At 40.1% G+C, this 23,462-nt stretch carries 22 protein-coding genes; 6 read left to right on the forward strand and 16 right to left on the reverse strand.

Translation table 11 applies throughout. From position 1 onward, the window contains the following. Positions 1-87 precede the first annotated feature (87 nt). The 7 genes from FEDK69T_RS04030 to FEDK69T_RS04060 all read right to left on the reverse strand — a co-directional run bounded on the left by FEDK69T_RS04030 (position 88) and on the right by FEDK69T_RS04060 (position 9,718). On the reverse strand, positions 88-2,172 hold the full coding sequence (locus FEDK69T_RS04030; RefSeq protein ID WP_051385070.1) for a prolyl oligopeptidase family serine peptidase: 2,085 nt from the start codon (positions 2,170-2,172) through the stop codon (positions 88-90). Positions 2,173-2,302: 130 nt separating this feature from the next. Continuing rightward, positions 2,303-4,507, reverse strand: a complete 2,205-nt coding sequence (locus tag FEDK69T_RS04035; RefSeq protein ID WP_023572871.1) for a TonB-dependent receptor — start codon at positions 4,505-4,507, stop codon at positions 2,303-2,305. Between the two features lie 58 nt (positions 4,508-4,565). Further along, positions 4,566-4,916, reverse strand: a complete 351-nt coding sequence (locus tag FEDK69T_RS04040; RefSeq protein WP_023572872.1) for a hypothetical protein — start codon at positions 4,914-4,916, stop codon at positions 4,566-4,568. A gap of 81 nt (positions 4,917-4,997) precedes the next feature. Next, entirely contained in the window at positions 4,998-5,987 is a 990-nt protein-coding gene (locus tag FEDK69T_RS04045; protein WP_023572873.1) for an aspartate-semialdehyde dehydrogenase, read from the reverse strand. A 155-nt stretch (positions 5,988-6,142) separates the two neighbouring features. Continuing rightward, complete coding sequence (mscL, locus tag FEDK69T_RS04050; RefSeq protein ID WP_023572874.1) at positions 6,143-6,568, reverse strand: large conductance mechanosensitive channel protein MscL; 426 nt, start codon at positions 6,566-6,568, stop codon at positions 6,143-6,145. 84 nt (positions 6,569-6,652) lie between these two features. Next, positions 6,653-9,088: a bifunctional UDP-N-acetylmuramoyl-tripeptide:D-alanyl-D-alanine ligase/alanine racemase gene (locus FEDK69T_RS04055; protein WP_023572875.1), complete on the reverse strand. Its 2,436-nt coding sequence runs from the start codon at positions 9,086-9,088 to the stop codon at positions 6,653-6,655. Positions 9,089-9,091: 3 nt separating this feature from the next. Next, entirely contained in the window at positions 9,092-9,718 is a 627-nt protein-coding gene (locus FEDK69T_RS04060) for a thymidine kinase (RefSeq protein WP_023572876.1), read from the reverse strand. Between the two features lie 193 nt (positions 9,719-9,911). Between FEDK69T_RS04060 and FEDK69T_RS04065 the strand changes: the two genes are divergently transcribed. From FEDK69T_RS04065 to FEDK69T_RS04090, 6 genes are all read left to right on the forward strand, one after another. Next, entirely contained in the window at positions 9,912-10,916 is a 1,005-nt protein-coding gene (locus tag FEDK69T_RS04065) for a hypothetical protein (protein WP_023572877.1), read from the forward strand. Next, positions 10,917-11,594: a 16S rRNA (cytidine(1402)-2'-O)-methyltransferase gene (rsmI, locus tag FEDK69T_RS04070; protein WP_023572878.1), complete on the forward strand. Its 678-nt coding sequence runs from the start codon at positions 10,917-10,919 to the stop codon at positions 11,592-11,594. Between the two features lie 25 nt (positions 11,595-11,619). After that, a complete protein-coding gene (locus FEDK69T_RS04075; RefSeq protein WP_023572879.1) occupies positions 11,620-12,045 on the forward strand; it encodes an OsmC family protein in 426 nt (141 codons plus the stop codon). Between the two features lie 3 nt (positions 12,046-12,048). Beyond that, on the forward strand, positions 12,049-12,387 hold the full coding sequence (locus FEDK69T_RS04080; RefSeq protein ID WP_023572880.1) for a HopJ type III effector protein: 339 nt from the start codon (positions 12,049-12,051) through the stop codon (positions 12,385-12,387). A 65-nt stretch (positions 12,388-12,452) separates the two neighbouring features. Then, positions 12,453-14,141 carry a single-stranded-DNA-specific exonuclease RecJ gene (gene recJ, locus FEDK69T_RS04085; protein ID WP_023572881.1) on the forward strand — a complete coding sequence of 563 codons (1,689 nt, stop codon included), beginning with the start codon at positions 12,453-12,455 and terminating at the stop codon, positions 14,139-14,141. 54 nt (positions 14,142-14,195) lie between these two features. Continuing rightward, positions 14,196-14,549, forward strand: coding sequence for a hypothetical protein (locus FEDK69T_RS04090; protein ID WP_023572882.1), 354 nt, complete (start codon positions 14,196-14,198; stop codon positions 14,547-14,549). Here the strand turns inward: FEDK69T_RS04090 and FEDK69T_RS04095 are convergent. From FEDK69T_RS04095 to nuoH, 9 genes are all read right to left on the reverse strand, one after another. Further along, positions 14,546-14,983: a LexA family protein gene (locus FEDK69T_RS04095; protein WP_035630747.1), complete on the reverse strand. Its 438-nt coding sequence runs from the start codon at positions 14,981-14,983 to the stop codon at positions 14,546-14,548. The genes FEDK69T_RS04090 and FEDK69T_RS04095 overlap by 4 nt on opposite strands. Further along, positions 14,974-16,242 (reverse strand): Y-family DNA polymerase, encoded by a 1,269-nt coding sequence (locus FEDK69T_RS04100; RefSeq protein WP_035630748.1) that lies wholly within the window; start codon positions 16,240-16,242, stop codon positions 14,974-14,976. Before FEDK69T_RS04100 ends, FEDK69T_RS04095 begins: the two co-directional genes overlap by 10 nt. Positions 16,243-16,314: 72 nt before the next feature. Beyond that, positions 16,315-17,682 carry an NADH-quinone oxidoreductase subunit N gene (locus FEDK69T_RS04105; RefSeq protein ID WP_023572885.1) on the reverse strand — a complete coding sequence of 456 codons (1,368 nt, stop codon included), beginning with the start codon at positions 17,680-17,682 and terminating at the stop codon, positions 16,315-16,317. A gap of 14 nt (positions 17,683-17,696) precedes the next feature. Next, the gene (locus tag FEDK69T_RS04110; RefSeq protein WP_023572886.1) at positions 17,697-19,130 is read right to left on the reverse strand and encodes a complex I subunit 4 family protein; all 1,434 of its coding nucleotides are present in this window, start codon (positions 19,128-19,130) and stop codon (positions 17,697-17,699) included. A 12-nt stretch (positions 19,131-19,142) separates the two neighbouring features. After that, positions 19,143-21,029, reverse strand: a complete 1,887-nt coding sequence (nuoL, locus tag FEDK69T_RS04115) for an NADH-quinone oxidoreductase subunit L (protein ID WP_023572887.1) — start codon at positions 21,027-21,029, stop codon at positions 19,143-19,145. 6 nt (positions 21,030-21,035) lie between these two features. Further along, positions 21,036-21,356, reverse strand: coding sequence for an NADH-quinone oxidoreductase subunit NuoK (gene nuoK, locus FEDK69T_RS04120; RefSeq protein WP_023569448.1), 321 nt, complete (start codon positions 21,354-21,356; stop codon positions 21,036-21,038). A 6-nt stretch (positions 21,357-21,362) separates the two neighbouring features. Continuing rightward, the gene (locus FEDK69T_RS04125; RefSeq protein WP_023572888.1) at positions 21,363-21,872 is read right to left on the reverse strand and encodes an NADH-quinone oxidoreductase subunit J family protein; all 510 of its coding nucleotides are present in this window, start codon (positions 21,870-21,872) and stop codon (positions 21,363-21,365) included. Between the two features lie 2 nt (positions 21,873-21,874). After that, entirely contained in the window at positions 21,875-22,417 is a 543-nt protein-coding gene (gene nuoI, locus FEDK69T_RS04130; RefSeq protein WP_023572889.1) for an NADH-quinone oxidoreductase subunit NuoI, read from the reverse strand. A 3-nt stretch (positions 22,418-22,420) separates the two neighbouring features. Next, a complete protein-coding gene (gene nuoH, locus FEDK69T_RS04135) occupies positions 22,421-23,461 on the reverse strand; it encodes an NADH-quinone oxidoreductase subunit NuoH (protein ID WP_023572890.1) in 1,041 nt (346 codons plus the stop codon). Position 23,462: the final 1 nt, after the last annotated feature.

The following is a 23,462-nucleotide window of genomic DNA, read 5'->3' on the forward strand; positions in this document are numbered from 1 at the left end:
GGCTATTGGAATCAGTAATTGTAAAAAAAGACAATAAAAAAAAGCGTTCAGGAATTGAACGCTTTTTTATTTGAATCTGTTTTGATATTACATTTTGCCGTTTGGCAATGTCATAATTCCCATATTGAAAAGTGTAAATACCTGCATGTCCACATTTTCCTGAATCGTAGCCGCTACCGATTTTCCGGCACCGTGGCCAGCATTAATGTCGATACGGATTAACGTAGGATTGTTTCCGGTCTGTTTGTCCTGTAATTCGGCTGCAAATTTAAAACTGTGCGCCGGAACCACACGGTCATCATGATCACCGGTCATAACCATAGTCGCTGGATATTCAGTTCCTTTCTTAACATTGTGAACTGGAGAATACGCTTTAATGTACTCGAACATCTCTTTTGATTCTTCCGAAGTTCCGTAATCGTAAGCCCAACCTGCACCTGCGGTAAAAGTGTGGTAACGAAGCATGTCCAAAACGCCTACAATCGGTAAAGCTACTTTCATCAAGTCAGGGCGTTGCGTCATCGTTGCGCCAACAAGCAATCCGCCATTAGAACCTCCTTTTATTGCTAAATAGTCAGAAGAAGTGTATTTCTCTTTAATTAGGTACTCTGCCGCTGCAATAAAATCGTCAAATACATTTTGTTTCTGCATTTTCGTACCGGCATCGTGCCATTTTTTACCATATTCACCACCGCCTCGTAAGTTTGGAACCGCTAAAACTCCGCCGTTTTCCATCCAAACAACATTAGCAATGCTGAAAGACGGAGTCAAACTTACGTTAAATCCTCCGTAACCATACAACATGGTCGGGTTTTTACCGTCCAGTTTCAAGTCTTTTTTGTAGGTAATAATCATCGGGATTTTGGTTCCATCTTTGGAAGTGTAAAAAATCTGTTTGGAAACATAATTCTCTCCTTTGAAATCCACTTTCGGTTTTTCATATACAGAAGAATTACCTGCTTTTGGTTCAAATGCATAGGTGGTTCCAGGCGTGATATAATTGGTGAATGAATAATACAGGACTTTCTCTTCTTTTTTTCCTCCGAAACCAGTTGCAGTTCCAAGACCCGGTAAAGTGATTTCACGAACTAGTTTTCCATTGTAGTCATATTGTTTTACTACAGAAACAGCATCTTTCATATAATTGGCAAAGAAATACCCGCTTCCTGTTGATGGAGACAATACGTTTTCCGTTTCTGCAATGAAATCTTTCCAGTTTTCCGGTTTCGGATTTGAAAAGTCCGCTGTAACAATTTTTTTGTTCGGAGCCTTGTAATCGGTCATGATGAACAATTTGCTTCCTTCGTTTTCAATAATGTAACTCGATGTATTGAAGTTGTCTAAAATGGTTATGATCGGACTGTTTTCTTTAGTCAGGTCTTTAATGTACAATTCGTTTCCGTAGGTTGAATTCGCTGCTGTAATCACCAAATATCGGTCGTCTTCCGTTACGCTTCCGCCTACATATCTTCTTTTTTGGTCCAAGCCGAAAATTACTTTATCGTCTTTTTGAGCCGTTCCCAATTTATGGTAATACAATTTATGCTGATCGGTTTTTGCGGAAAGTTCGCTTCCGTTCGGTTTGTCATAACTTGAGTAATAGAAGCCTTCGTTGCCTTTCCACGATACACCGCTGAATTTTACATCAACAATGGTATCTTCCAAAACTTTTCGGGAAATGGCATCCATGATGATTACTTTGCGCCAGTCGCTTCCGCCTTCAGAAATCGCGTAAGCCACTTTGGAGCCATCTTTGGAGAAATCCAGTCCTCCTAATGAGGTCGTTCCGTCTTTAGAAAACGTGTTTGGGTCTAAAAAGATTTCTTCTTTCCCCTTAGCGTCTTTTCGGTATAAAACCGACTGGTTTTGTAAGCCGTTGTTTTTATAGTAATACGTAAACTTTCCTTCTTTGAAAGGAGCGGAAATTTTTTCGTAATTCCACAATTTTTCCATGCGGGCCTTTATGGCATCGCGATATGGAATTCGTTTTAAATAATCATATGTAAGGCTGTTTTGCGCTTTTACCCAGGCGCCGGTTTCTACCGACCGGTCGTCTTCAAGCCAACGGTATGGATCGTTTACTTTGGTGCCGAAATACGTATCGGTATGTTCAATTTTTTTTGTTTCGGGATATTTGATTTCTCCGGTGGTTTTAGGAGCTTGTGCATTCATGGTTAAACTACAGATTACGGCAGTTGCGGTTACTATGTTCTTCATGTGTTGTTTTTTTGATTTTCACAAATATAATCAAACTTTGTTTGGAGATTTTGACTTTTTGAAAACCTTAAGGGTTAAATATTGATTAAAAGTTGAAATTAATTCCTAAAATAATATTTCTTCCGATGTTCGGAATACCGTCGGTTTTTAGACGCGACAAATGCGAAATATACGTTTTGTCTAATAAGTTGTTTGCATTCAGGGAAAGGTCAAATTTGTTTTTTCCGATGTTGATGTTTCCGCCAAATCCAAGGTTTAACAACACATAATCGCCTGTTTCTGTTTCAAACGTACTGATGTTGTTTTGTTTAAGAAAATAATCGATGTTAAGCAAAGCATAAGCGCTTTTAAACCATTTTTGGATGTCAAACTCGGTTCTGATGGTATTTGAGAATTTGTTCGCCGGGATAAGCGGCAAATAGTCGCCATTGTCTTGTTTGCCGGTCACGCTTTCAAAACTGCTTACCAAATGCAGCCAGTCCAGTGGGTGCGGGTGATAGTGAATTCCTATTTCCCCGCCATAAAGTGCCGCATCATCCTGAACATAATCATAGACATCGTTACCATCAATTTGAGTTCCGGTCGGAGATAGAAAAATGTAATCATTGATGTGGTTGTAAAAACCATTGGCAAAAAACTCAAAGTGGGCATTGCCATATTCCAGGTTCAAATCAGTTTGAAGGTTCTGTTCGTTTTTTAAGTTGGGGTTTCCAATCTCATAGCGGTTGCTGCCTTCGTGTACACCGTTGGAAGTCAGTTCCGCTAAGTTGGGAGCGCGGAATCCGGTAGCCATATTGGCTCGGAGGGTCAGATTCTTAAACACTTTTGTTTTGTAGCCCAGAGAGGCATTAAAACTTTCGAAGTTTTTGTTTACGGCTTCAAAATAACCTTCTTCACCAAATGTTCCGTGGTTTTCCGAGTCAATCTTTCGGTTGTCATAACGAATCCCGGCCTGTAAAGTGTTTGATCTCCATTCGTAATTGGAAGTCATTAATATACCGATATCGTTGGTCGTTGCGTCGGGAATCAGTATTTCTTCACCATTATTTTTATTTGTTTGATGCATTCCCTGAACCCCGATAATGGTTTCCAGACGGTCGGATTTCGGAAGATATAATTTTACATTGTAACTCGCAGTTTTCAGTTTCATGTGCAACGCGGTCTCATCGGCGGCTTCGAGCTCTTTTCGGTTGTTGTAGGTGTAACCTAAATCAGCTTCCAGTTTCGTTTTTTTTAGGAAAAATTTCTGGTGCAGACTCAACATGTGATTGTCGATATCCTGTTTTGGATACAAGGGCGTACGGAAATGTTCCGGTATGATGTCTTCTTCGGGTAAACCGATATTTAGATTATTATAGTTGTATCGGAATTCCGAATTGTAATGGATGTTGGAATACCCTAGTCCGATTTTATAGTCCTTTTCGATAAAACGGGTGTTGGTTACTTTTTCGCCCGACGGAATTTCGTAATCGGCATGCGTGGAATAACTTGCCCTAGTGAGGAATTTCCAGTTGTCCGAAGAAGTCTTTAGTCCCAAAGTAGTATTGCTTCCCTGGGTATTGGAAAAAAACTTCTGATTGAAATTTCCAGAAGACGAATTGGCTTTGGCGAATTTTTCGGAATTGAAATACAGTACTCCGCCCAAGGCATCGGAACCGTAAAGGAGGGAGGCGGGGCCTTTAATGACTTCGACACTTTCCACCCCAGCATCGCTCATTCCTAAGCCGTGTTCGTCGCCAAATTGTTGGTTTTCCATTCGGATTCCCTGTGAATAAACTAAAACGCGATTACCGCTTAAACCCCTGATGACTGGTTTTCCGATGGAAGTTCCCGTGGATATCTGAGCAACTCCGGGAATGGTGGCCAAACCTTCGACTAAAGTGGCCGCGCCTTTTTGTTGTAATTGTTTAACCGACTGATGTTCGACTTTCATCACGTTTTGCGACTGTACTTTGTTAAATACTGTGGAAACAATCATCTCGTCCATGTGGGTTGATGTTTCCTCCAGCATAACGTTTAAATGAGTTTCTTTCTCATTGATTGTCACCACGACGTTTTTATTGGCATAGCCGATAGACGAAAAAGAAATGTTGAAATTTCCCTTGGGTAAATCGTTAAAAATGTATCTCCCGATGCTGTCGGAAACAGTTTCTTTGTGCAGCTCCGGAATGGAAACCGTAACACTTTCAATGGCTTTGCTGTTATGGTCTGCAATGCTTCCGGACAGCGTGTTTTGTCCGACAGCAATGACTGAAAACCCCAGAAGAAGGGTCGTTATAAAGGATTTCATATGTTTTTGATTGAGTTATTGTATAAGAAATTGTGCCGAGATTTTCGACAAAAACTAATTATCCAATAAAACAAGGAGGTCCCCGAAGCGGAATAAATCCACCTGAAAAAACAATTGGTTTTTCCGCAATTGCAAAAGTGAGATTTTCTGTTTCAAGGGTTTTTATAAAGTCGAAAGAGAAGAACTCGACCGGAACGTAATTGCTGAAGGAAAACTCACAGGCAAAACAGTCGTCAAATTCATGATGGCTGTGCGAGAATTCGGTTTTGGAGTGGTTGTATTTATGGTCGCAGTGTTCTTCTGTGAACTGCTTTACCAAATGCTCATAAGAATGCGCTGATTGAAACAGTATTGCGAACAATAATGCAATCAGTAAAGAAAGGCTGAAATGTTGCAGTTTCTTATTCATTTAAAACAAAGATAAGAAACACAAAATAAAAATCCGTTTAACTTTTACGCTAAACGGATTTCAATATGATTTAAACCGGAATTATACCAATTCGTTTTCTACAAGATATTCAGCAATCTGAACCGCGTTAGTAGCAGCCCCTTTTCTTAAGTTGTCAGCGACAATCCACATGTTTAATGTGTTTGGCTGGCTTTCATCACGACGAATTCTTCCAACAAAAACATCGTCTTTACCTTGAGCGTAGATTGGCATCGGGTATGTTTTAGTGTCTAAGTTGTCCTGAACGGTAACACCTGATGTGTTGTGTAAGATAGAACGAACTTCATTAGTGTCGAAATCGTTTTCAAACTGAACGTTCACTGCCTCGCTATGTCCGCCCACAACCGGGATTCTGATAGCAGTTGCTGTAACAGCGATAGTATTGTCTTCAAGGATTTTTTGCGTTTCGCGAACCAATTTCATTTCCTCTTTAGTGTATCCGTTATCTTCGAAAACATCACACTGAGGAATTGCGTTACGGTGGATTGGGTAAGGATACGCCATATCCCCTTTGATTCCTGCATATTCATTTTCCAATTGCTGAACTGCTTTTACACCCGTTCCTGTGATGGACTGGTAAGTAGAAACCACAATTCGTTTGATGTCGTATTTTTTATGTAACGGAGCCAAAGCCATAACCATCTGAATAGTTGAACAGTTTGGATTGGCAATAATTTTGTCGTCTTTAGTTAAAATGTTGGCGTTGATTTCAGGAACAACTAATTTCTTAGTCGGATCCATTCTCCAGGCAGAAGAGTTGTCGATAACCGTCGTGCCGGCTGCAGCAAATTTCGGAGCCCACTCTTTAGAAGTGTCACCACCAGCAGAAAATACAGCTATATCCGCCTTCATGTCTACTGCAGTTTGCATTCCAACCACCTTATATTTAGAGCCTTTGAATTCAATTTCCTTACCTACAGATCTTTCTGAAGCTACTGGAATTAATTCTGTAATCGGGAAATTTCTTTCCGCCAAAACCTGAAGCATTACTTCGCCAACCATTCCGGTGGCACCTACAACGGCTACTCTCATTTTACGTATTGATTTTTAGTGTGTTATTACGAATGGCAAAATTAAATAATAAAGATGTTAAAAAGTGATAAGAAAAAAATATCACAAGAATTATTTTGTTAACAAAAAAGACCGCCTGTTTAGGCGGTTAATGTTAGAATATGTTGTGTAGCGGGTTATTTTTTAAGCAAATCACGGATTTCTCCTAATAATTCCTCTTGAGTTGGGCCTGTCGGAGCCGGAGCCGGTTCCGGTTTTTTCAATTTGTTCATGGCTTTAATGACTAAGAACATTGCAAAAGCAACGATGATAAAATCAATCAGGGCAGTAATAAAAGCACCCCATTGAATGGCTAATTCTGGTACCGCAGCAGTTACTACAGTGCCGGCCGCATCTTTAACTTCGGCAATACCTTCTTTCAGTATAATTTTTTTATCGTTAAGGTCGATGCCACCCATAATGGTTCCGACAATTGGAGCAAACATTTTTTCAACGAAAGCCGTAACTACTTTACCAAAAGCGCCTCCCATGACAAATGCGATTGCCATGTCAACCAGATTGCCTCGCATGGCGAACTCCTTAAATTCCGAAATAAATCCCATAGAATATGATGTTAGTTAAAATGCGTGTCAGACTAAATTAGTAAAAATTAAGTTACATTTTAACCCCCGATATAAAAAAGTACTTTATTCTTTATAAAAAACACGTTTCACCCGGTGTGAAATACTGGTTAGGATTTCATAAGGAATCGTGCCTACCACTTCGGCCAGTTCGGTAACACGCGGTGATTTTCCGAAGACAGTTACCGTGTCGCCTTCCCTGCAGTCGATGTCGGTAACGTCAATCATTAACATGTCCATGCAAATGTTGCCGACAATTCGTGCTTTTTTCTGGTTGACTACAACATAGCCTTTTTCGTTGCCCCAGCTTCTCGGGATTCCGTCCGCATAACCTATTGGAATCACGGCGGTTCGGGTGGGTTTATCGGCAATGAATTTTCGGCTGTAACCCACACTGTCGCCAACGGGAATGTTTTTTATCTGCAGAATAATTGTTTTGAGAGTACTGATGTGTTCCAGATGGGTCATTTCCTCCGGATCGTTGCCAACCCCATACAATCCAATGCCCAAGCGCACCATTTCAAATTGATATTCCGAAAAATTATAAATTCCGGAAGTGTTCAAAATATGACGAATTGGGCTTATGCTTAATTCCGACATTATTTTTTGTGACATTGAATCAAATGTGCGTATTTGAAACAAAGTAAAATCTTTATACTGTAAATCATCACTTGCTGAAAAATGCGAGAAAATACTTTTTACAGAAATCAGATTGTTGTTTCTTAACAAACCAATAAGTTCATCCAAATCTTTTTCCTCAAAACCAAGACGATGCATGCCTGTGTCGAGTTTTAAGTGAATTGGGTAATTGGAAAGGTTTTTTTGTTGTGCCAAAACAGTGAACTTCTTTAATACCGAAACCGAATAAATTTCCGGTTCCAGATTATAAGCAACCATGGCGGCAAAAGCACTGTTTTCCGGATTCATTACGATGATTGGCATGGTAATTCCCGCGTTGCGGAGGGCAATTCCTTCATCGGCGAAAGCCACCCCTAAATAATCAACCTTATGATGTGCCAGTAATTTTGCAATTTCAAAACTGCCGCTGCCATAGCCAAACGCCTTGACCATAACCATCATTTTAGTGGTGGGTTTCAGTTTTGATTTGTAGAAGTTTAGATTGTGACTGATAGCATTTAGGTTGATTTCCAAAACCGTTTCATGTGTTTTCTCTTCCAAGACCACGACGATTTCTTCAAATTGAAAACTACGCGCTCCTTTAATCAGTATCGTTTCGTTTGAAAAATGAGAACTGTTAAACTGTAACAGGAAATCCTGGGTTGTGGCAAACGAAATGAAATTAGGATAGTCTTTTAAATGAGCTCCGATACCTTCTCCAATACCGATGACAGTGTCAATTTTATTGTATAGTAAGAGACTTGATACTTTTGCATACAATTCTTCCACGGGAAACCCGCTTTGAAAAATATCCGAAAGGATGACCGTTTTCTTTTTGTGTGTTTTGTGTTGTTCCAGGAAGTCCAATGCGATTTTCAGTGACTGGTAATCGGAACTGTAACTGTCGTCGATAACCGTACAATTGTTGATGCCGTTTTTTACCTGCAGCCGCATTTCCACCGGATACAGATTGGCTATGCGTTCCTGTATCGTTTTTTGGTTATAGCCGAAGTGCAGCAATACCATAAGGCAGGTAATTGCATTTTCTTCGGATGCCTTGTCGTGAAACGGAATTTCAACAAGGAATTGTTCTCCTTTCCAAAGGATTTCCAAAGAGGAATTTCCTTTTTCTGTAATCAAAACATCGGCAGAAGTGTCTGAATAACTCCAGGTAAATGTTTTAACGGAAGGAGGAAGAAGTGCTTCGTTTTTTTGATTTTTCTGAAGGATAACGACTTCTGTATTTTTAAAGAGTTTGAGTTTTTCGGTGATTTTCTCTTCTTCCGAAGCAAATCCTTCGTTATGTGCTGAGCCGATATTGGTCAGAATTCCCAATGTAGGCTGAATGATTTTTTCCAGTTTTTCCATTTCGCCAACCAATGAAATGCCGGCTTCAAAAATCCCGAAGTTATGTCTTTCATTGATTCCTATTACTGAAAGCGGTACCCCCACTTGCGAGTTGTAGCTTTTCGGACTTCGGATAACATTGTATTCCGGGCTTAGTAGGAAGTTGAGCCATTCTTTTACAATGGTTTTTCCGTTGCTACCCGTAATTCCTATGATGGGAAAGTCAAATTGTTTGCGGTAAAACGCAGCAAAATGTTGTAAAGCATCGAGCGTATTGTCCACGAGTAGAAAATTGGCTTTGTGCGCCATTTTTTCAGGGATGTGACTTACCACAAAATGTCGTACGCCGGAATCAATCAGATCGGGAATGTACTGATGCCCATCGTGATTGTGACCTTTCAGGGCAAAAAACAAAGTGCCGTTGTTGTTTTGCAACGAACGGCTGTCTATGGAAACATTGTCAATCAGGCAGGTTTCGTCAACCCCTAACCATTTGGCGTGAATGACCGGGATGATATTGTGAAGTGATAAACTCAAAATTTATTCTTGCGTTTTTGTTGTATTGGCATAGATTGTTTCATTTTCCTGTGCTTCTTTCATTGCATTGAAATAAGCAGCGCGGCTCAGTGGCTCGTATTCATCGGTTTCGCCTAACAATAACAGGTTGTTGTTGTGCGCTTTTCTGAAACTGAAGTGAGCCAGGTTTCCTGTACGGGTACATACAGCGTGTACTTTGGTCACGTATTCGGCAGTGGCCATAAGGGCAGGCATAGGGCCAAACGGATTGCCTTTAAAATCCATGTCTAAACCTGCTACGATAACCCGAACTCCGGAATTGGCCAAATCGTTACAAACAGTAACAATTTCATCATCGAAAAATTGTGCTTCATCAATACCAATCACATCGCAACCGTCGGCAAGAAGGCGGATGTTGGTAGCGGCCGGAACAGGCGTGGAACGGATTTCCGTTGCATCATGCGAAACCACCATTTCATCATGATAGCGTGTGTCTATCGTCGGCTTGAAAATTTCAACTCTTTGCTTGGCAAATTGCGCTCTTTTCAAACGACGGATTAGTTCTTCCGTTTTTCCGGAAAACATCGAACCGCAGATGACTTCGATCCATCCGAATTGTTCTTTGTGATTTACTGTATTTTCGAGAAACATTTTGTAATTTTCAGACGTAGCAGAGAAATTTCTGTTTAGATTTGTAACTCAAACAAGCTAACGGAATTTTTCTATTTTTATATTGTTTCAAATGTAGAAAAAATTATCAAAGGTTCTTTCTTTCCGTGGTAAAATAAAAGCGTTAGAGAAAATAGTAAAACCATTGCTTTACTCCATATAAATTCAAAAAGTTATGAAGAAAAAATTAGAAGCCGAATTAATCAGTATCGCTCACCGAATTTTAAAGATGAAAAATAGGGATGATGTGGTTCAGCTGCACCAGGAAGCCCAGAAATTATATGAGAATTTGTCCATTCTTCGTTTTTATGAAGAAAACATTGAAGCATTGAAACCTGAACTGTCTCAGTCAGTTTTGGAGGAAAAAATGGAGTTGGCTAATGAGAAAAAAAGCGAAGTTGCACCCGAAGTAAAATCTGTTGTTGCCGAAACAGTAATTAGCACTCCTTTGGTTGAAGCTCCGGTCGAAGTTCCAGCAGAGGATGAGAAAGTTGAAGCTCCAATAGAAGAGCAAAAAGAAGAAATAGCAGATGCCTCGGCTGAACCAGAAAAAGAAGAAGAAAAAATAGTAGTAGGGGAAATAGCGATTGATGAAGATGAAGTAGAAGAGGAGCCTGTAGTAGCAGAAGAACCTGAAACACTTCTTTTTGAACCGGCTTCGGAAGAAGTAAAAGAAGGGAAAAAAGCAGAACCAAAGCAAATATCGTTTGAGGAGCTGTTGGGGAATTCCTATCATGAAGCCGATTTTGTCAAAGTGAACGATGTTCCGAAAGAAGCTGAAAAAACAACCGAAACTGTTTTTGAGAAAGTTGTTGAGGTAGAAGAAGTACCTGTTAAGGATAAAGTTGTTGTTGAAGAGCCTTTAAGCCATAGGCCATTAGAGAGCATCAAAAAAGAAATCGAAACCGAAAAAGCCGAATACCGAGCTTTATCGCTTAATGATAAATTCAATAAAACAATTACGCTTACTTTAAACGACCGTATCGCTTTTGAAAAAAATCTTTTTGGCGGAAGCGGTGAAGATTTAAATCGTGTATTGTCTCAGTTGAATACCTTCAATACGCTGGAAGAAGCAAAAAGTTTTATAGACGATTTGGTAAAACCGGATTATAACGACTGGAAAGGGAAAGACGAATACAGTGAGCGTTTTATGGAACTGGTAGAGAAAAAATTTGCCTAAATGGGAAAACTGTATTTAGTGCCGACGCCAATTGGGAATCTGGACGATATGACTTTCAGGGCTATTAAGGTTTTGAAGGAAGTCGATCTGATTCTGGCCGAAGACACCCGAAACAGCGGAAAACTGCTCAAGCATTTCGAGATTGCCACGCATATGCAGAGCCATCACATGCACAACGAACACAAAACGGTGGAAAACATCGTGAAACGTTTGCAGACGGGAGAAAATATTGCGTTGATTTCCGATGCGGGAACACCAGCCATTTCTGATCCCGGATTTTTGCTGACAAGAGCCTGCGTGGAAAACGGTGTTGAGGTGGAATGCCTTCCCGGAGCCACTGCTTTTGTGCCGGCTTTGGTGAACAGCGGCCTGCCGAATGATAAATTTGTTTTCGAAGGTTTTCTTCCCGATAAAAAAGGACGTCAAACGCGCTATTTGGCTTTAGCCGAAGAAACCCGCACGATGATTCTCTATGTTTCTCCCCATAAACTTGTGAAGACGTTGGCCGAGTTTGTTCAGTATTTTGGTGCTGACAGACCAGTTTCCGTATCAAGGGAATTGTCGAAATTACACGAAGAAACCGTGCGCGGTACTGCGGAAGAAGTACTGAAACATTTTGAAGCCAAACCGCCAAAAGGAGAGATCGTTGTGGTCATAGGCGGTAAAACAAACAAGTAATTTTATTTCAACTTTTATAAATACAATGGATACTCATAAAGTGATAACTTCCTGGAAAGGAAAAATGAAATTTGAATCAGATAACCCTAGCGGCGATACCATTGCCATTGATGCCGGACCGGATAGTGGCGGTGATGGATGTGGACTTCGACCAAAAGCCATGATGTTGTCGGCTTTGGCGGGCTGTACAGGGTTGGACGTAGCTTCTCTTATAGAAAAGATGAAACTGGAAGTGGAAGATTTCCGAATTGATACTGAAGGGGACCTAACGGAAGAACATCCTAAAAGCTATCACACGGTTCGCGTGAATTATCATTTTTTTGGAAAAAACCTTGACGAAAAGAAACTGGAAAGAGCAGTAAACTTGTCCGTAGAAAAATATTGCGGTGTGATGGTAATGTTCCGTCAGTTTGCTAAAGTTGAGATAAATATAGAATTCCACAAAAATTAAATTATGAATGTAGTTGAATTATTGGAAAAGGTTTCCAATCATGCCGTTTTGCCTTTTTCAGAAGTTATCGAAACCATTGACGGTAATTATGATTTTGTTCCTTCCGCCTTTAAAAACGGGGAGACGTTTAATGAAGAAGGAGTAAATAATGGGTCCTGCAAAGTGTATTCTTTTGCAAAAATGCATGAATTGAGCGAAGCGGAAACGCTGTATCTTTTTGGGGAGCACTATCAAAAAGTTTTAGAAACTCCAGAAGAGGCAGATCATCAGAATATCAGAAATTTTATGAAATTCGGATGGGGTGGAATCGTTTTCGAAAAAACGGCCCTGACTGCGAAGTAATAATTTTTTTTAAAAAATATATACGCCGAAATAATTCATTGTCAATTGAAAATCTGTAATTCATTATGCGTTGGAAATTAAGATCTAAGCCCAATCAGGAAAAAGTACAAGCCTTACAAAATGCACTTCAGGTAGATGAAATCATTGCTGCCCTGCTTGTTCAACGTGGAATCGAAACTTTTGAACAAGCAAAATCTTTTTTCCGTCCCACTTTAGCGGATTTACATGATCCATACCTTATGAAGGATATGGACAAGGCGGTGGAACGCATCGAACAAGCCATTGCCAATGAAGAAAATATACTGGTTTTTGGGGATTATGATGTAGACGGTACCACGGCGGTTTCTTTAATGTCCTCTTACCTGCGCAGTTTTTATCCGAATGTAGCTACTTATATTCCGGACCGCTACAAAGAAGGTTACGGAGTTTCCTACCAAGGCATCGATTTTGCGGATGATAACGGATTTTCTCTTATTATTGCTTTGGACTGCGGTATCAAATCGATCGACCATGTTGTTTATGCAAAAGCAAAAAATATAGATTTCGTAATTTGTGATCACCACCGTCCGGGAGATGTTTTGCCTGACGCTGTAGCTGTTTTGGATCCGAAGCGAACTGATTGTTCATATCCGTATGATGAGTTGTGCGGTTGCGGAGTTGGATTCAAGCTGATTCAGGCACTGGCTCAAAACAGAAACTTAACGGTTGAGGATTTGGTTCCTTATCTGGATTTAGTAGCGACCGCGATTGCAGCGGATATTGTTCCGATTACTGGGGAAAATCGTGTTTTGGCTAAATTCGGGTTGGATGTAATTAACTCAAACCCGCGTCCGGGAATCAAAGCGCTGATTCAGAATTTAAAACGAAGCGTGCTTACGATAACTGATGTGGTTTTTGTCATTGCTCCGCGCATCAATGCCGCAGGACGTATCAAACACGGAAATTATGCCGTAGAATTACTGACGGAATTCGATTTGGAACAAGCCGAAGAATTTGCGTCCCAGATAGAATCGTTAAACACTGACCGAAAAGATTTAGACAAACAGATCACAGTAGAAGCGCTTCAACAAATTATCGATAATGAGGAGCAAAATCGTTTCACAACTGTTGTGTATCAGGAAGACTGGCATAAAGGCGTTATCGGGATTGTAGCTTCGCGTTTAACGGAAACCTATTACCGTCCAACACTTGTTTTTACCAAAAGCGGCGATAAATTAGCGGCTTCTGCACGTTCGGTAAAAGATTTTGATGTGTACAATGCCCTTGAAGCGTGCTCAGAGCACCTGGAACAATTCGGCGGACATATGTATGCAGCCGGAATGACACTAAAAGAGGAGAATTACGATAAATTCAAAGAGGCTTTTGAAAGGGTGGTTTCAGACACAATTCATCCTGATTTGTTAATCCCTGAAATTTCAATCGATTCCGAGATAGGTTTATCGGATATTAATCCTAAATTCATGCGTATCCTGAAGCAATTCGAACCGTTCGGGCCACAAAACATGACACCGGTCTTTTTAACCAAAGGTTTGAATGATACTGGTTATGGGAAGAAAATAGGTTCAGGCGAAGAACATTTGAAATTATTTGTTAAACAAAATAATTCGGATAGTTTTGGTGCTATCGGCTTCGGTTTGGCCTCCAAAAAAGAAATATCCGATAATTTAAATCTGTTTGACGCTGTATTTTCGGTAGAAGAAAATGAATGGAACGGCACCGTTTCGTTACAATTACGACTTCGCGATATTCAATAATATTTATTTAGAATCATTTTAAATAATTTGTATATTTGTTCAAAATCGAATACGATGGATCAGATAGAACAATTATATCACAATGATTTTGGTGTGGCTTTTTATTGGGTTAAAAACGATAAGATTTTGAGAGAGAAAGTCCAATTGGTTTTTAAAGAAACCGGTTTTTATCTTTCGCTTTCAGAATTGATGAAATTTTCGGCGAATATTGAAACTACGTGCAGAAATATCAAATGTTCTGATTGCAAACTTCGTGAACATTGTCACAAATTTCTGTTGGAGACCCCTTTTCCCGGTTTGGAATTAGCGGTTTCAGAGAGCGAAGCGATGCAACTTAAAGATTTGGTTTCGGGTACTTTGTTTCAGGTTCAGTTGGACAATTATCTGAATGATTTCTGTAAAAATTAAATGCTTTTTACCACAAAAGTCACAATACCCCAAATGAGGAGCTGATTGTCTTCCGTAACTTTTATGGGCTCATACGTATCGTTTTCGGGAACCAGATAGACACAGTCGGTTTCGATTTTAATGCGTTTTACCGTAAATTCTCCATCAATACAACAAACTGCAATTTTATTGTTAGCGGGTTCCAGGCTTCGGTCGATGACCAAAATATCCCCATCGTCAATTCCGGCGCCAGTCATAGAGTTTCCGCTGGCCCGGGCATAAAAAGTGGCATCTTTGTTTTTAATCAACAGAACATCCAAACTGACTTTTGAACCGTCAAAATCGGCAGCTGGGGAAGGGAAGCCAGCTTTGATCCCACCTTCAATGAAAGGAATTCCCGCCGAATTATCGAAATCTGGTTTGAAAAAAGTTAGGTTTGGTTTCGCTACTGACATTTTACCGTAATAATATCTTTTATATTGGTCGTGAAATTTGGAGACAGGTGATTTTGTTTCATAATCCACGTATGTTGTAAATCCTGATTGCCCAAACGAATTTTGCGTTCACCCGTTTTCTTGTGATAGAGATCAATGACTTCCATCAGTTTCTGATGTTTGGGATTTTCCTCTTCAAACAAATGCAGCTGTTTTTGGTCTTGCGGAATGAGTTGCGTTACGATTACGCCTGCTTTCATATAAAGTTCGTTTGGCTCGTATATTTTTTCCAGCATTTGTATGGCCAGATTGCTGATGGTTAGGTTTGAATTGGTCGCAAAGGGAAGCGTTTCCGTACGGCTGAAATACAGACGGTTGTCTTTGGTTTTGTGCGGATCTTTTGCCAGAAATACGTTTACGCTGTAACAACAGGAATTCTGTTTGCGGAGTTTTTCGGCACAGACTGTGGCAAAAGTGGAAACGCGTTCTTTCAGGTCGTCGAAATTCGAAAGTTTGTTTTTGAAACTTCGTGTAATGGCGATGCTTTTTTTGGTTTCCAATGCTTCTTCAAGTTCAAGCACGGGTTTACCTTCCAATTCACTTTTTAATCGGAGACCAATCACGCCCATTTCGCGTTTGATGAAATTTTCATATTGTGGCTGGATGAAATCATAGGCAGTGTTGATTTGCATCGCTTTCATCTTCTTGGTTAAACGATAACCAATCCCCCAGACGTCGCCGATTTTTGTCCATTTAAGCGCTTTGATACGTTTTTCGTCAGTGTCAATTACGTGAACACCGCCTGTTTTTTCAGGAAATTTTTTGGCTATCCGATTCGCTACTTTCGATAAAGCTTTGGTAGGAGCGATGCCCACACATATTGGTAATCCCAACCATTTGAGAAGACGTTTTCGGATTTGTAAGCCATAGTCGTGGTAATCCTCTATGGAAACCCCATCGAAATTCAGAAAGGCTTCGTCGATGCTGTAGTCTTCCACATTAGGAGTGAACTGTCGGAGGATATTCATCACACATCCGCTAAGGTCGCCGTATAAGGTATAATTCGAAGAAAAAATAATAATATTATGTTTCTTCAATTGTTCCCGAACCTGAAATTCGGGTGCTCCCATTGGGATACCGAGTGCTTTGGCTTCTTCACTGCGCGAGATGATACAACCGTCGTTATTGGACAAGACCACTATAGGTTTTCCAATAAACTGCGGTTGGAAGACACGCTCGCAGGAGGCGTAAAAGTTATTGCAGTCGACTAGTGCATACATGGTGTAAAGATACGGAGAAAATAAAAAGGCTGCCCATTTTGAGCAGCCTTCATATATTCTGAAAATTTTATTTTAGAACAAGTCCATCAATGATGACGGGAATAAACCAATGATGATATTCAATCCCATAGCCGCTACCGCTACGAAATAGAATTCAAAAGGTACTTTTATAGCTTCTTCGCTGGCGTCTTTGGTGTACATCGCACTAATTACTTTGAAATAGTAGTACACTGCCAACATCGAGTTGATAACTCCGGCAATCACCAAAACTAACCAGCCTGCCTGTAAGGTTTGATTCAGGATGAAGAATTTTGCGAAGAATCCGGAGAAAATTGGGATACCTGCCATGGATAATAAGGATGCGGTAAGTATCATCGCTAAAAGCGGACTTCTTTTTCCTAATCCGTTGAAGTTTTCAATGTCTTCGTTGTCTTTTCCTTTACAAGCGTATATAATTACCGTGAAAGCCGCTACACCTGCCAAGCCATAAGCTACGGTGTAGTAGAATAAGCTTCCGGCCGCGTTCTGTAGATTCAACAAAGCCATTACCATGAAACCTGCGTGGGAAATACCCGAGAAGGCCAACATTCTTTTGACATTGTTCTGACGTAATGCCATTATATTACCAACAGTCATCGAAGCGATAGAAACGATTACGATTACTAGTTCATACGCAAATTTCATATTACCGTTCATGGCCATATTCAGTTTGAAGAATGTCGCCATAGCTGTAACTTTTGCCAGCGTACTCATGGTAGCTGTTGTTAATGTCGGTGCGCCTTCATAAACGTCTGGTGCCCAGAAATGGAACGGTACTGTCGCAATTTTGAATAACATCCCCACTGTAATCATGGAAACACCGATGTAAAACCAATCTACCGTTGTTGCTGAATTCGATGCCTGATTAATCATTTCCATATCGAATGAACCTACAGCACCATAAACCAATGCAATTCCGAAAAGAATAATTCCCGAAGCGAAAGATCCCATAAGGAAGTACTTCATACCGGATTCATTACTTTTCATGTTCAAACGGTCACTTCCCGCTAAAACATACAATGAGATGGAAAGGACTTCGATTCCAAGGAAGAACATCGCTAAGTTTCCGAAAGTAACCATGGAAATTGCTCCGGTTAACAAAAACAGTTTGATGGAAACAAAATCGGAAATTTTAGAGGCTTGATTCTCATAAAAATTCTGGCTCAACATTACCAGGAATATGGTCAACACAATAAATAAACTTGAAAATGTCACCGAAAAATTGTCTACTGCAATCATGTTGTTGTAGTAGCTTCCGGTTGTCCCAAATTCAGTCACAGTCATACCTAAAATGGCCAGTAAACCTACAATAGTTACAGGGACAATGGCTTTTCTTAAGTTGAAAATTTCAGCTAGAAGGACAATAACGCCTAAAACTGCAATTGCTATTAAAGTATTCATTCTTTTGACTAAATTTATTTAATGTGTACTAAAATCTCCTTGATACTCGGTGCAATCAGTTCGATGATTGGTTTCGGGAACAATCCGAAGAACAATAAGAAACCGATGATTACAACCATTACGATACCTTCGGTCAACGTAACATCTGCGAAAGTTTTTGCATTGGTTTCACCTAACATTGCGTGTTGGAACATTCTCAACATATAGAAGGCCCCTAATATGATCGTGGTTCCGCCTAAAACAGCCAGAGCAATATTCTTTGTAAATAAACTGTATAAAACGGTAAATTCACCGATAAAGTTGAAAGTTCCCGGTAAGGCTACGGAAGCCAAGACCAAGATCATGAACATAGATGCGAATTTTGGTGTTTGCTGACGGATACCGCCCATTTCACTGATTATTCTTGTTTCGTAACGTCTGTAGATGATTTCGGCTGCGAAGAACAAACCAACGATTACGAAACCGTGAGCGATCATTTGCAAAATAGCACCACGTAAACCATCAACTGTTAGCGTATAACAACCTGCCGCGATAAGGCCAACGTGAGCCAATGAGGAGTATGCCAATAATCGTTTTAAATCTTTTTGTTTTAAAGCTACAATAGAACCGTAAATCACTCCGGCGATACTCAAACTGATTATGAAATACTGTAATTCTTTTGCCGCATTTGGAGCAATAGGCAATTGCCAACGGATTACCGAATAAAATCCCATTTTCAACATGATACCCGATAAAAGCATGGTTCCCACAGTAGGTGCTTTTTGGTAGACGTTTGCCTGCCAAGTGTGGAAAGGAATTAGCGGAATTTTAATTGCATAGGCTAAGAAGAACGCCAGGAAAATCCAAAATTCTTCTTTAGACGATAATTCCAAAGCATATAATTTATCCAATTGGAAACTTCCCGCTTTTTGGTACATATAGATGAAGGCTGCCAACATGAATAATGAACCTACAAAAGTATAAATGAAGAATTTTATTACCGCTTTTTTACGCTCAGCGATGTCGTCGTTACCCCAAATCAAGGCGATGAAATAGATTGGAACTAAGGACAACTCCCAGAAAATGTAGTATAAGAATCCGTCTGATGCCAGGAAGGTTCCCGCCATCGCGAATGCCATAAACATCACTAAAGAATAGAAATTTTTTGGATTACTGAAATTGTTTCCGAAAGATGACAGAATGATCAGCGGTATTAAAGCCGTGTTTAAAAGGATCATGGCAATTGCCAGACCGTCAACTTTAAGGGAAAATAAAACGTTAGGGTTTTTCATCCAAACTGCAGAAAAACCACAGTCGATACCCTGATTAAACTGATTTAAAATAACAAGAGAAGCACCTAAAGCCGCCACGCTGAAAAACAGGGCTACTTTGGAAGCCAGCGCATTTCCTGAGAAAAAGGTCGCTAAAGCTCCGATTAATAATAGAATTAGTACTATAGTTACGTCCATTATATGTATTGATTATCGTAAGAAGAATAAATAAAATACTATCGAACACAGTCCGAATACGAAGGCAAAAAGATAGAAACCGATGTTTCCGTTTTGCAATTTTTTACCTTGTAAGGACAGTCCTTCCGCAACATTTCCGAAACCGAAAACTATATCGGAAAGTCCCGTTTCGATGTAGTCACGCAAGAATTTAGAAATTGCATAAATTGGTTTTACAAAGATTCGCATATAACTTTCGTCTACATGGTATTTTTGGTATACGACATTGGCAAAACCAGTGATTTGATCGTCTTCGGCAGGAATTTCTCCTTTTTTGATGTATTTTGAATAAGCGATACCAATACCTATCAGAGCACCCACTACAGCAAGACCCATTAACATGTATGCCGTGTTATCCAAATGATGTTCTGCATGTGCTTTATGAGCGAAAACCGGCTGAAGGAAGTTGTTCAACCAACTGTTGCCCGGTATACTTAAAGCACCACCTACAGCAGAAAGAATTCCTAAAACAATCAACGGTAAAGTGATTAAAGCCGGACTTTCATGCAAGTGATGTTTTTGTTCTTCTGTTCCTCTGAACTCTTTGAAGAAAGTCAGATATAACAAACGGAACATATAGAACGCTGTCATAATAGAAGCAATGGAAGCAAGAACCCAAAGCACTTTATCCTTATGGAATGCCACCATCAAGATTTCGTCTTTAGAGAAGAAACCTGCAAACGGAGGGATACCTGAAATAGCTAAAGTTGCTATTAGGAAGGTCGTGTATGTAATTGTCATAACCGATTTCAAACCTCCCATTCTTCGCATGTCCTGTTCACCGTGTAAAGCATGGATAACGGAACCTGATCCAAGGAATAAACAAGCTTTAAAGAAAGCATGAGTTACCACGTGGAATACTGCAACTTCATAGGCACCAAGACCTAAAGCCAGGAACATCAATCCTAACTGAGAAACCGTTGAATAGGCTAGTACTTTTTTGATGTCATTTTGCATCAAACCAATGGAGGCCGCCAATACCGAAGTGGCTACACCAACCGCTGCAATAACAGTTTGAACATCCGGAGTTAAATCAAATAAGAAGTTTAAACGAGTGATCATGAAGATACCCGCCGTTACCATCGTTGCGGCGTGGATCAAGGCCGAAACCGGAGTAGGACCTGCCATCGCATCCGGTAACCATGTGTACAACGGAATTTGTGCTGATTTACCACAAGCACCAATGAACAAACATAAAGTCGCAATGCCAATCCATGCTAAATTTGCTTTAGCTTCACCGGCAAGTACGGCCTGTTTGATGGTCATGAAATCCAAGGTATTGAACACATATCCGATGATGAAGATTCCGACAAGGAAACCTAAATCCCCGATACGGTTCATAATGAACGCTTTTTTTGCAGCATCGTTATAATCCTGATTTTTATACCAGAATCCGATTAACAGATACGAACATAATCCAACGCCTTCCCATCCGATGAACATGATCAGCAAGTTACTTCCGACTACCAAAGTAATCATGAAGAAGATGAAAAGGTTAAGGTAAGAAAAGAATTTGTGGATGTTTTCGTCATCATGCATGTAGCTGATGGAATAGATGTGAATCAACGAACCGATTCCGGTTACGAACATCAACCATAATAATGATAACTGGTCAAGTAAGATATCGAAGTTAACATTGAAAGAGTCTAATGTAAACCAGTCGAATAAATGAACGGTAATCGGTTGTTTGCTTGCGCTTACCTGTAAGAAGAAAACGGTTGTCACTACGAAAGAAACAATCACTGCTAAACTTCCTAAGTATCCTGAAGCGTTTTTGCCAAGCTGTTTTCCTAAAAATATATTAGTTAGAAACCCAACAAACGGGGCCAATAATAAGAGTAAAACTAATCCTGTCTCCATTAGGGGTTATCCTTTTAAGTTTTTTAAATTGTCAATATCAATCGATCCGTGATTCCTGAATATGGAAACCAGAATCGCTAAACCTACGGCAACTTCCGCAGCGGCAACAGCCATTGAGAAAAATACGAAAACTTGCCCCGAAGCATCCTGGTGGAAGGTAGAAAAAGCTACCAGCATCAGGTTAACGGCATTCAGCATGATTTCGATCGACATGAACATGATGATGGCGTTTCTTCGCAATAAAATTCCGAATACTCCAATACTGAACAATAAAGCCGATAAATATAAGTAGGTCTCTACTCCAATTTCCTTTAAAATTGTTTCCATATAATATTATGCTTCTTTTTGTTTGTCTTTTTTCGAAATTAATACTGCTCCAATCATCGCTACCAATAATAATACGGAAGCAAACTCAAACGGCACCATGTATTCGTTTAATAATACCTGACCCAATACTTTGATTGATTGGAAGTCTTCGCCTGATTGGAAATAACTTTCCACTACCGGTTTTGTTCTTAGTAATCCGGCCAATAAAACGATACCAAGCAAGCAGAAGGCAATGGTGGCGGCGATTTTAGAAGCGGTGGATTTATGGGATTCGTCTTCCTTATTGAGGTTCATCAACATTATGGTGAACAACATCAGGATCATGATGGCTCCCGAATAAACGATAATATGAACGATTGCCAAAAACTGTGCGTTTAATAGTAAATAGTGTCCTGCAATCGAAAAGAAACAAACTACCAATGAAATGGCACTATGAATAGGGTTTCTGCTGAAAATTGTAAAAAAAGCAGTTCCCAGGGTGATGGTTGCTAAGATGTAAAATAGAATCTGTCCCATGATTAACTTGCCTTGTTTTTACTGTTACGCAATGCCATTTCCAAAGGCATTACCAATCTGTCTTTACCGTAAATGAAGTCCTCACGTTTGCTCGCTGAAGCTACCATTACTTTGGTTTCGGTTAAGTAAATAGCGTCTTTCGGACAAGCTTCTTCACATAACCCGCAGAAAATACAACGCAACATGTTGATTTCGTAGATTTCTGCATATTTTTCTTCGCGGTACAAATGTTCTTCTCCCGGTTTTCTTTCGGCTGCTTTCATGGTGATAGCTTCCGCCGGACAGGCAACAGCGCAAAGTCCGCATGCTGTACAGTTTTCTCTTCCCTGGTCATCGCGTTTCAGCATGTGCTGTCCACGATATACCGGACTTAATTCGCGTTTTTGTTCCGGGTATTTAATAGTTACTTTTCGTGTAAACAAGTGACGAATCGTAATAAATAACCCTTTAACTATCGCTACCAAATAAAGGCTTTCCCAAAAAGACATCTTTTTGTTGGAAACCTCCATTTTTTTTCCTGATAATGAAATTGTATCTAGTGACATTTCTTATAAAAATTTATCGGCTAGTAAAATTACTATTCCGGTGATAACTATGTTGGCAATGGCAATTGGAATCAGCATTTTCCATCCTAAATTCATCAATTGGTCATAACGGAATCTCGGGATTGTCCATCTAACCCACATATAGAAGAAGATGAAGAAACAGATTTTTGCAAATAAAACCGCTATTCCGATGGTGTTTCCAACATTAACGCCCCAGTTTTCAACCACCCACTGCATTCCCGGATAATTGTAAGCTCCGAAATAAAGGATAGCTAAAATAGCAGAGGAGATAAACATGGAAGCATATTCGGCGAAAAGATAGAATCCCATTTTCATGGAAGAATACTCTGTGTGGTATCCTCCGATAAGTTCCGCCTCACATTCCGCTAAATCGAAAGGGGTTCTGTTGGTTTCCGCAAACGAACACACTAAGAAGATAATGAATCCCACAGGTTGGTAGAATACATTCCAATTCATTCCGTGTTGTTGTGCGGCAATTTCACGTAAACTCAATGTCCCGGACATCATGATCAATGCAATAACAGCCAATCCCATCGCAACTTCATATGAAATCATTTGGGAACCGGCACGCATGGCACTCATTAACGAGAATTTGTTGTTGGAAGCCCAGCCTCCAATCATGATTCCGTAAACTCCTACCGACAATACCCCGAAGATGTACAACAAGGCTACGTCGATATCGGTTGCCTGAAGGATAACGTCTCTTCCGGCAATATGTAATTTGTCACCCCACGGAATAACCGCACTGGTCATTAAAGCCACGCTCATTGAGATGGCGGGACCGGCAAGGAATAAAATTTTATTTCGGGTTTCCGGGATGAATTCTTCTTTGGAGAATAATTTTAAACCATCTGCAAGCGGCTGAAGCAATCCAAGAGGCCCTGCTCTGTTCGGGCCGATACGATCCTGAAGCCATGCAGCTACTTTTCTCTCAGCCCATGTGGAATACATCGCCATAATCATTGTGATGGCAAAAATCGCTACAATGAAAATTCCTTTTTCTATGATAACTGTACTCTCCATG

Source organism: Flavobacterium enshiense DK69 (assembly GCF_000498495.1).
Classification (GTDB): Bacteria; Bacteroidota; Bacteroidia; order Flavobacteriales; family Flavobacteriaceae; genus Flavobacterium; species Flavobacterium enshiense.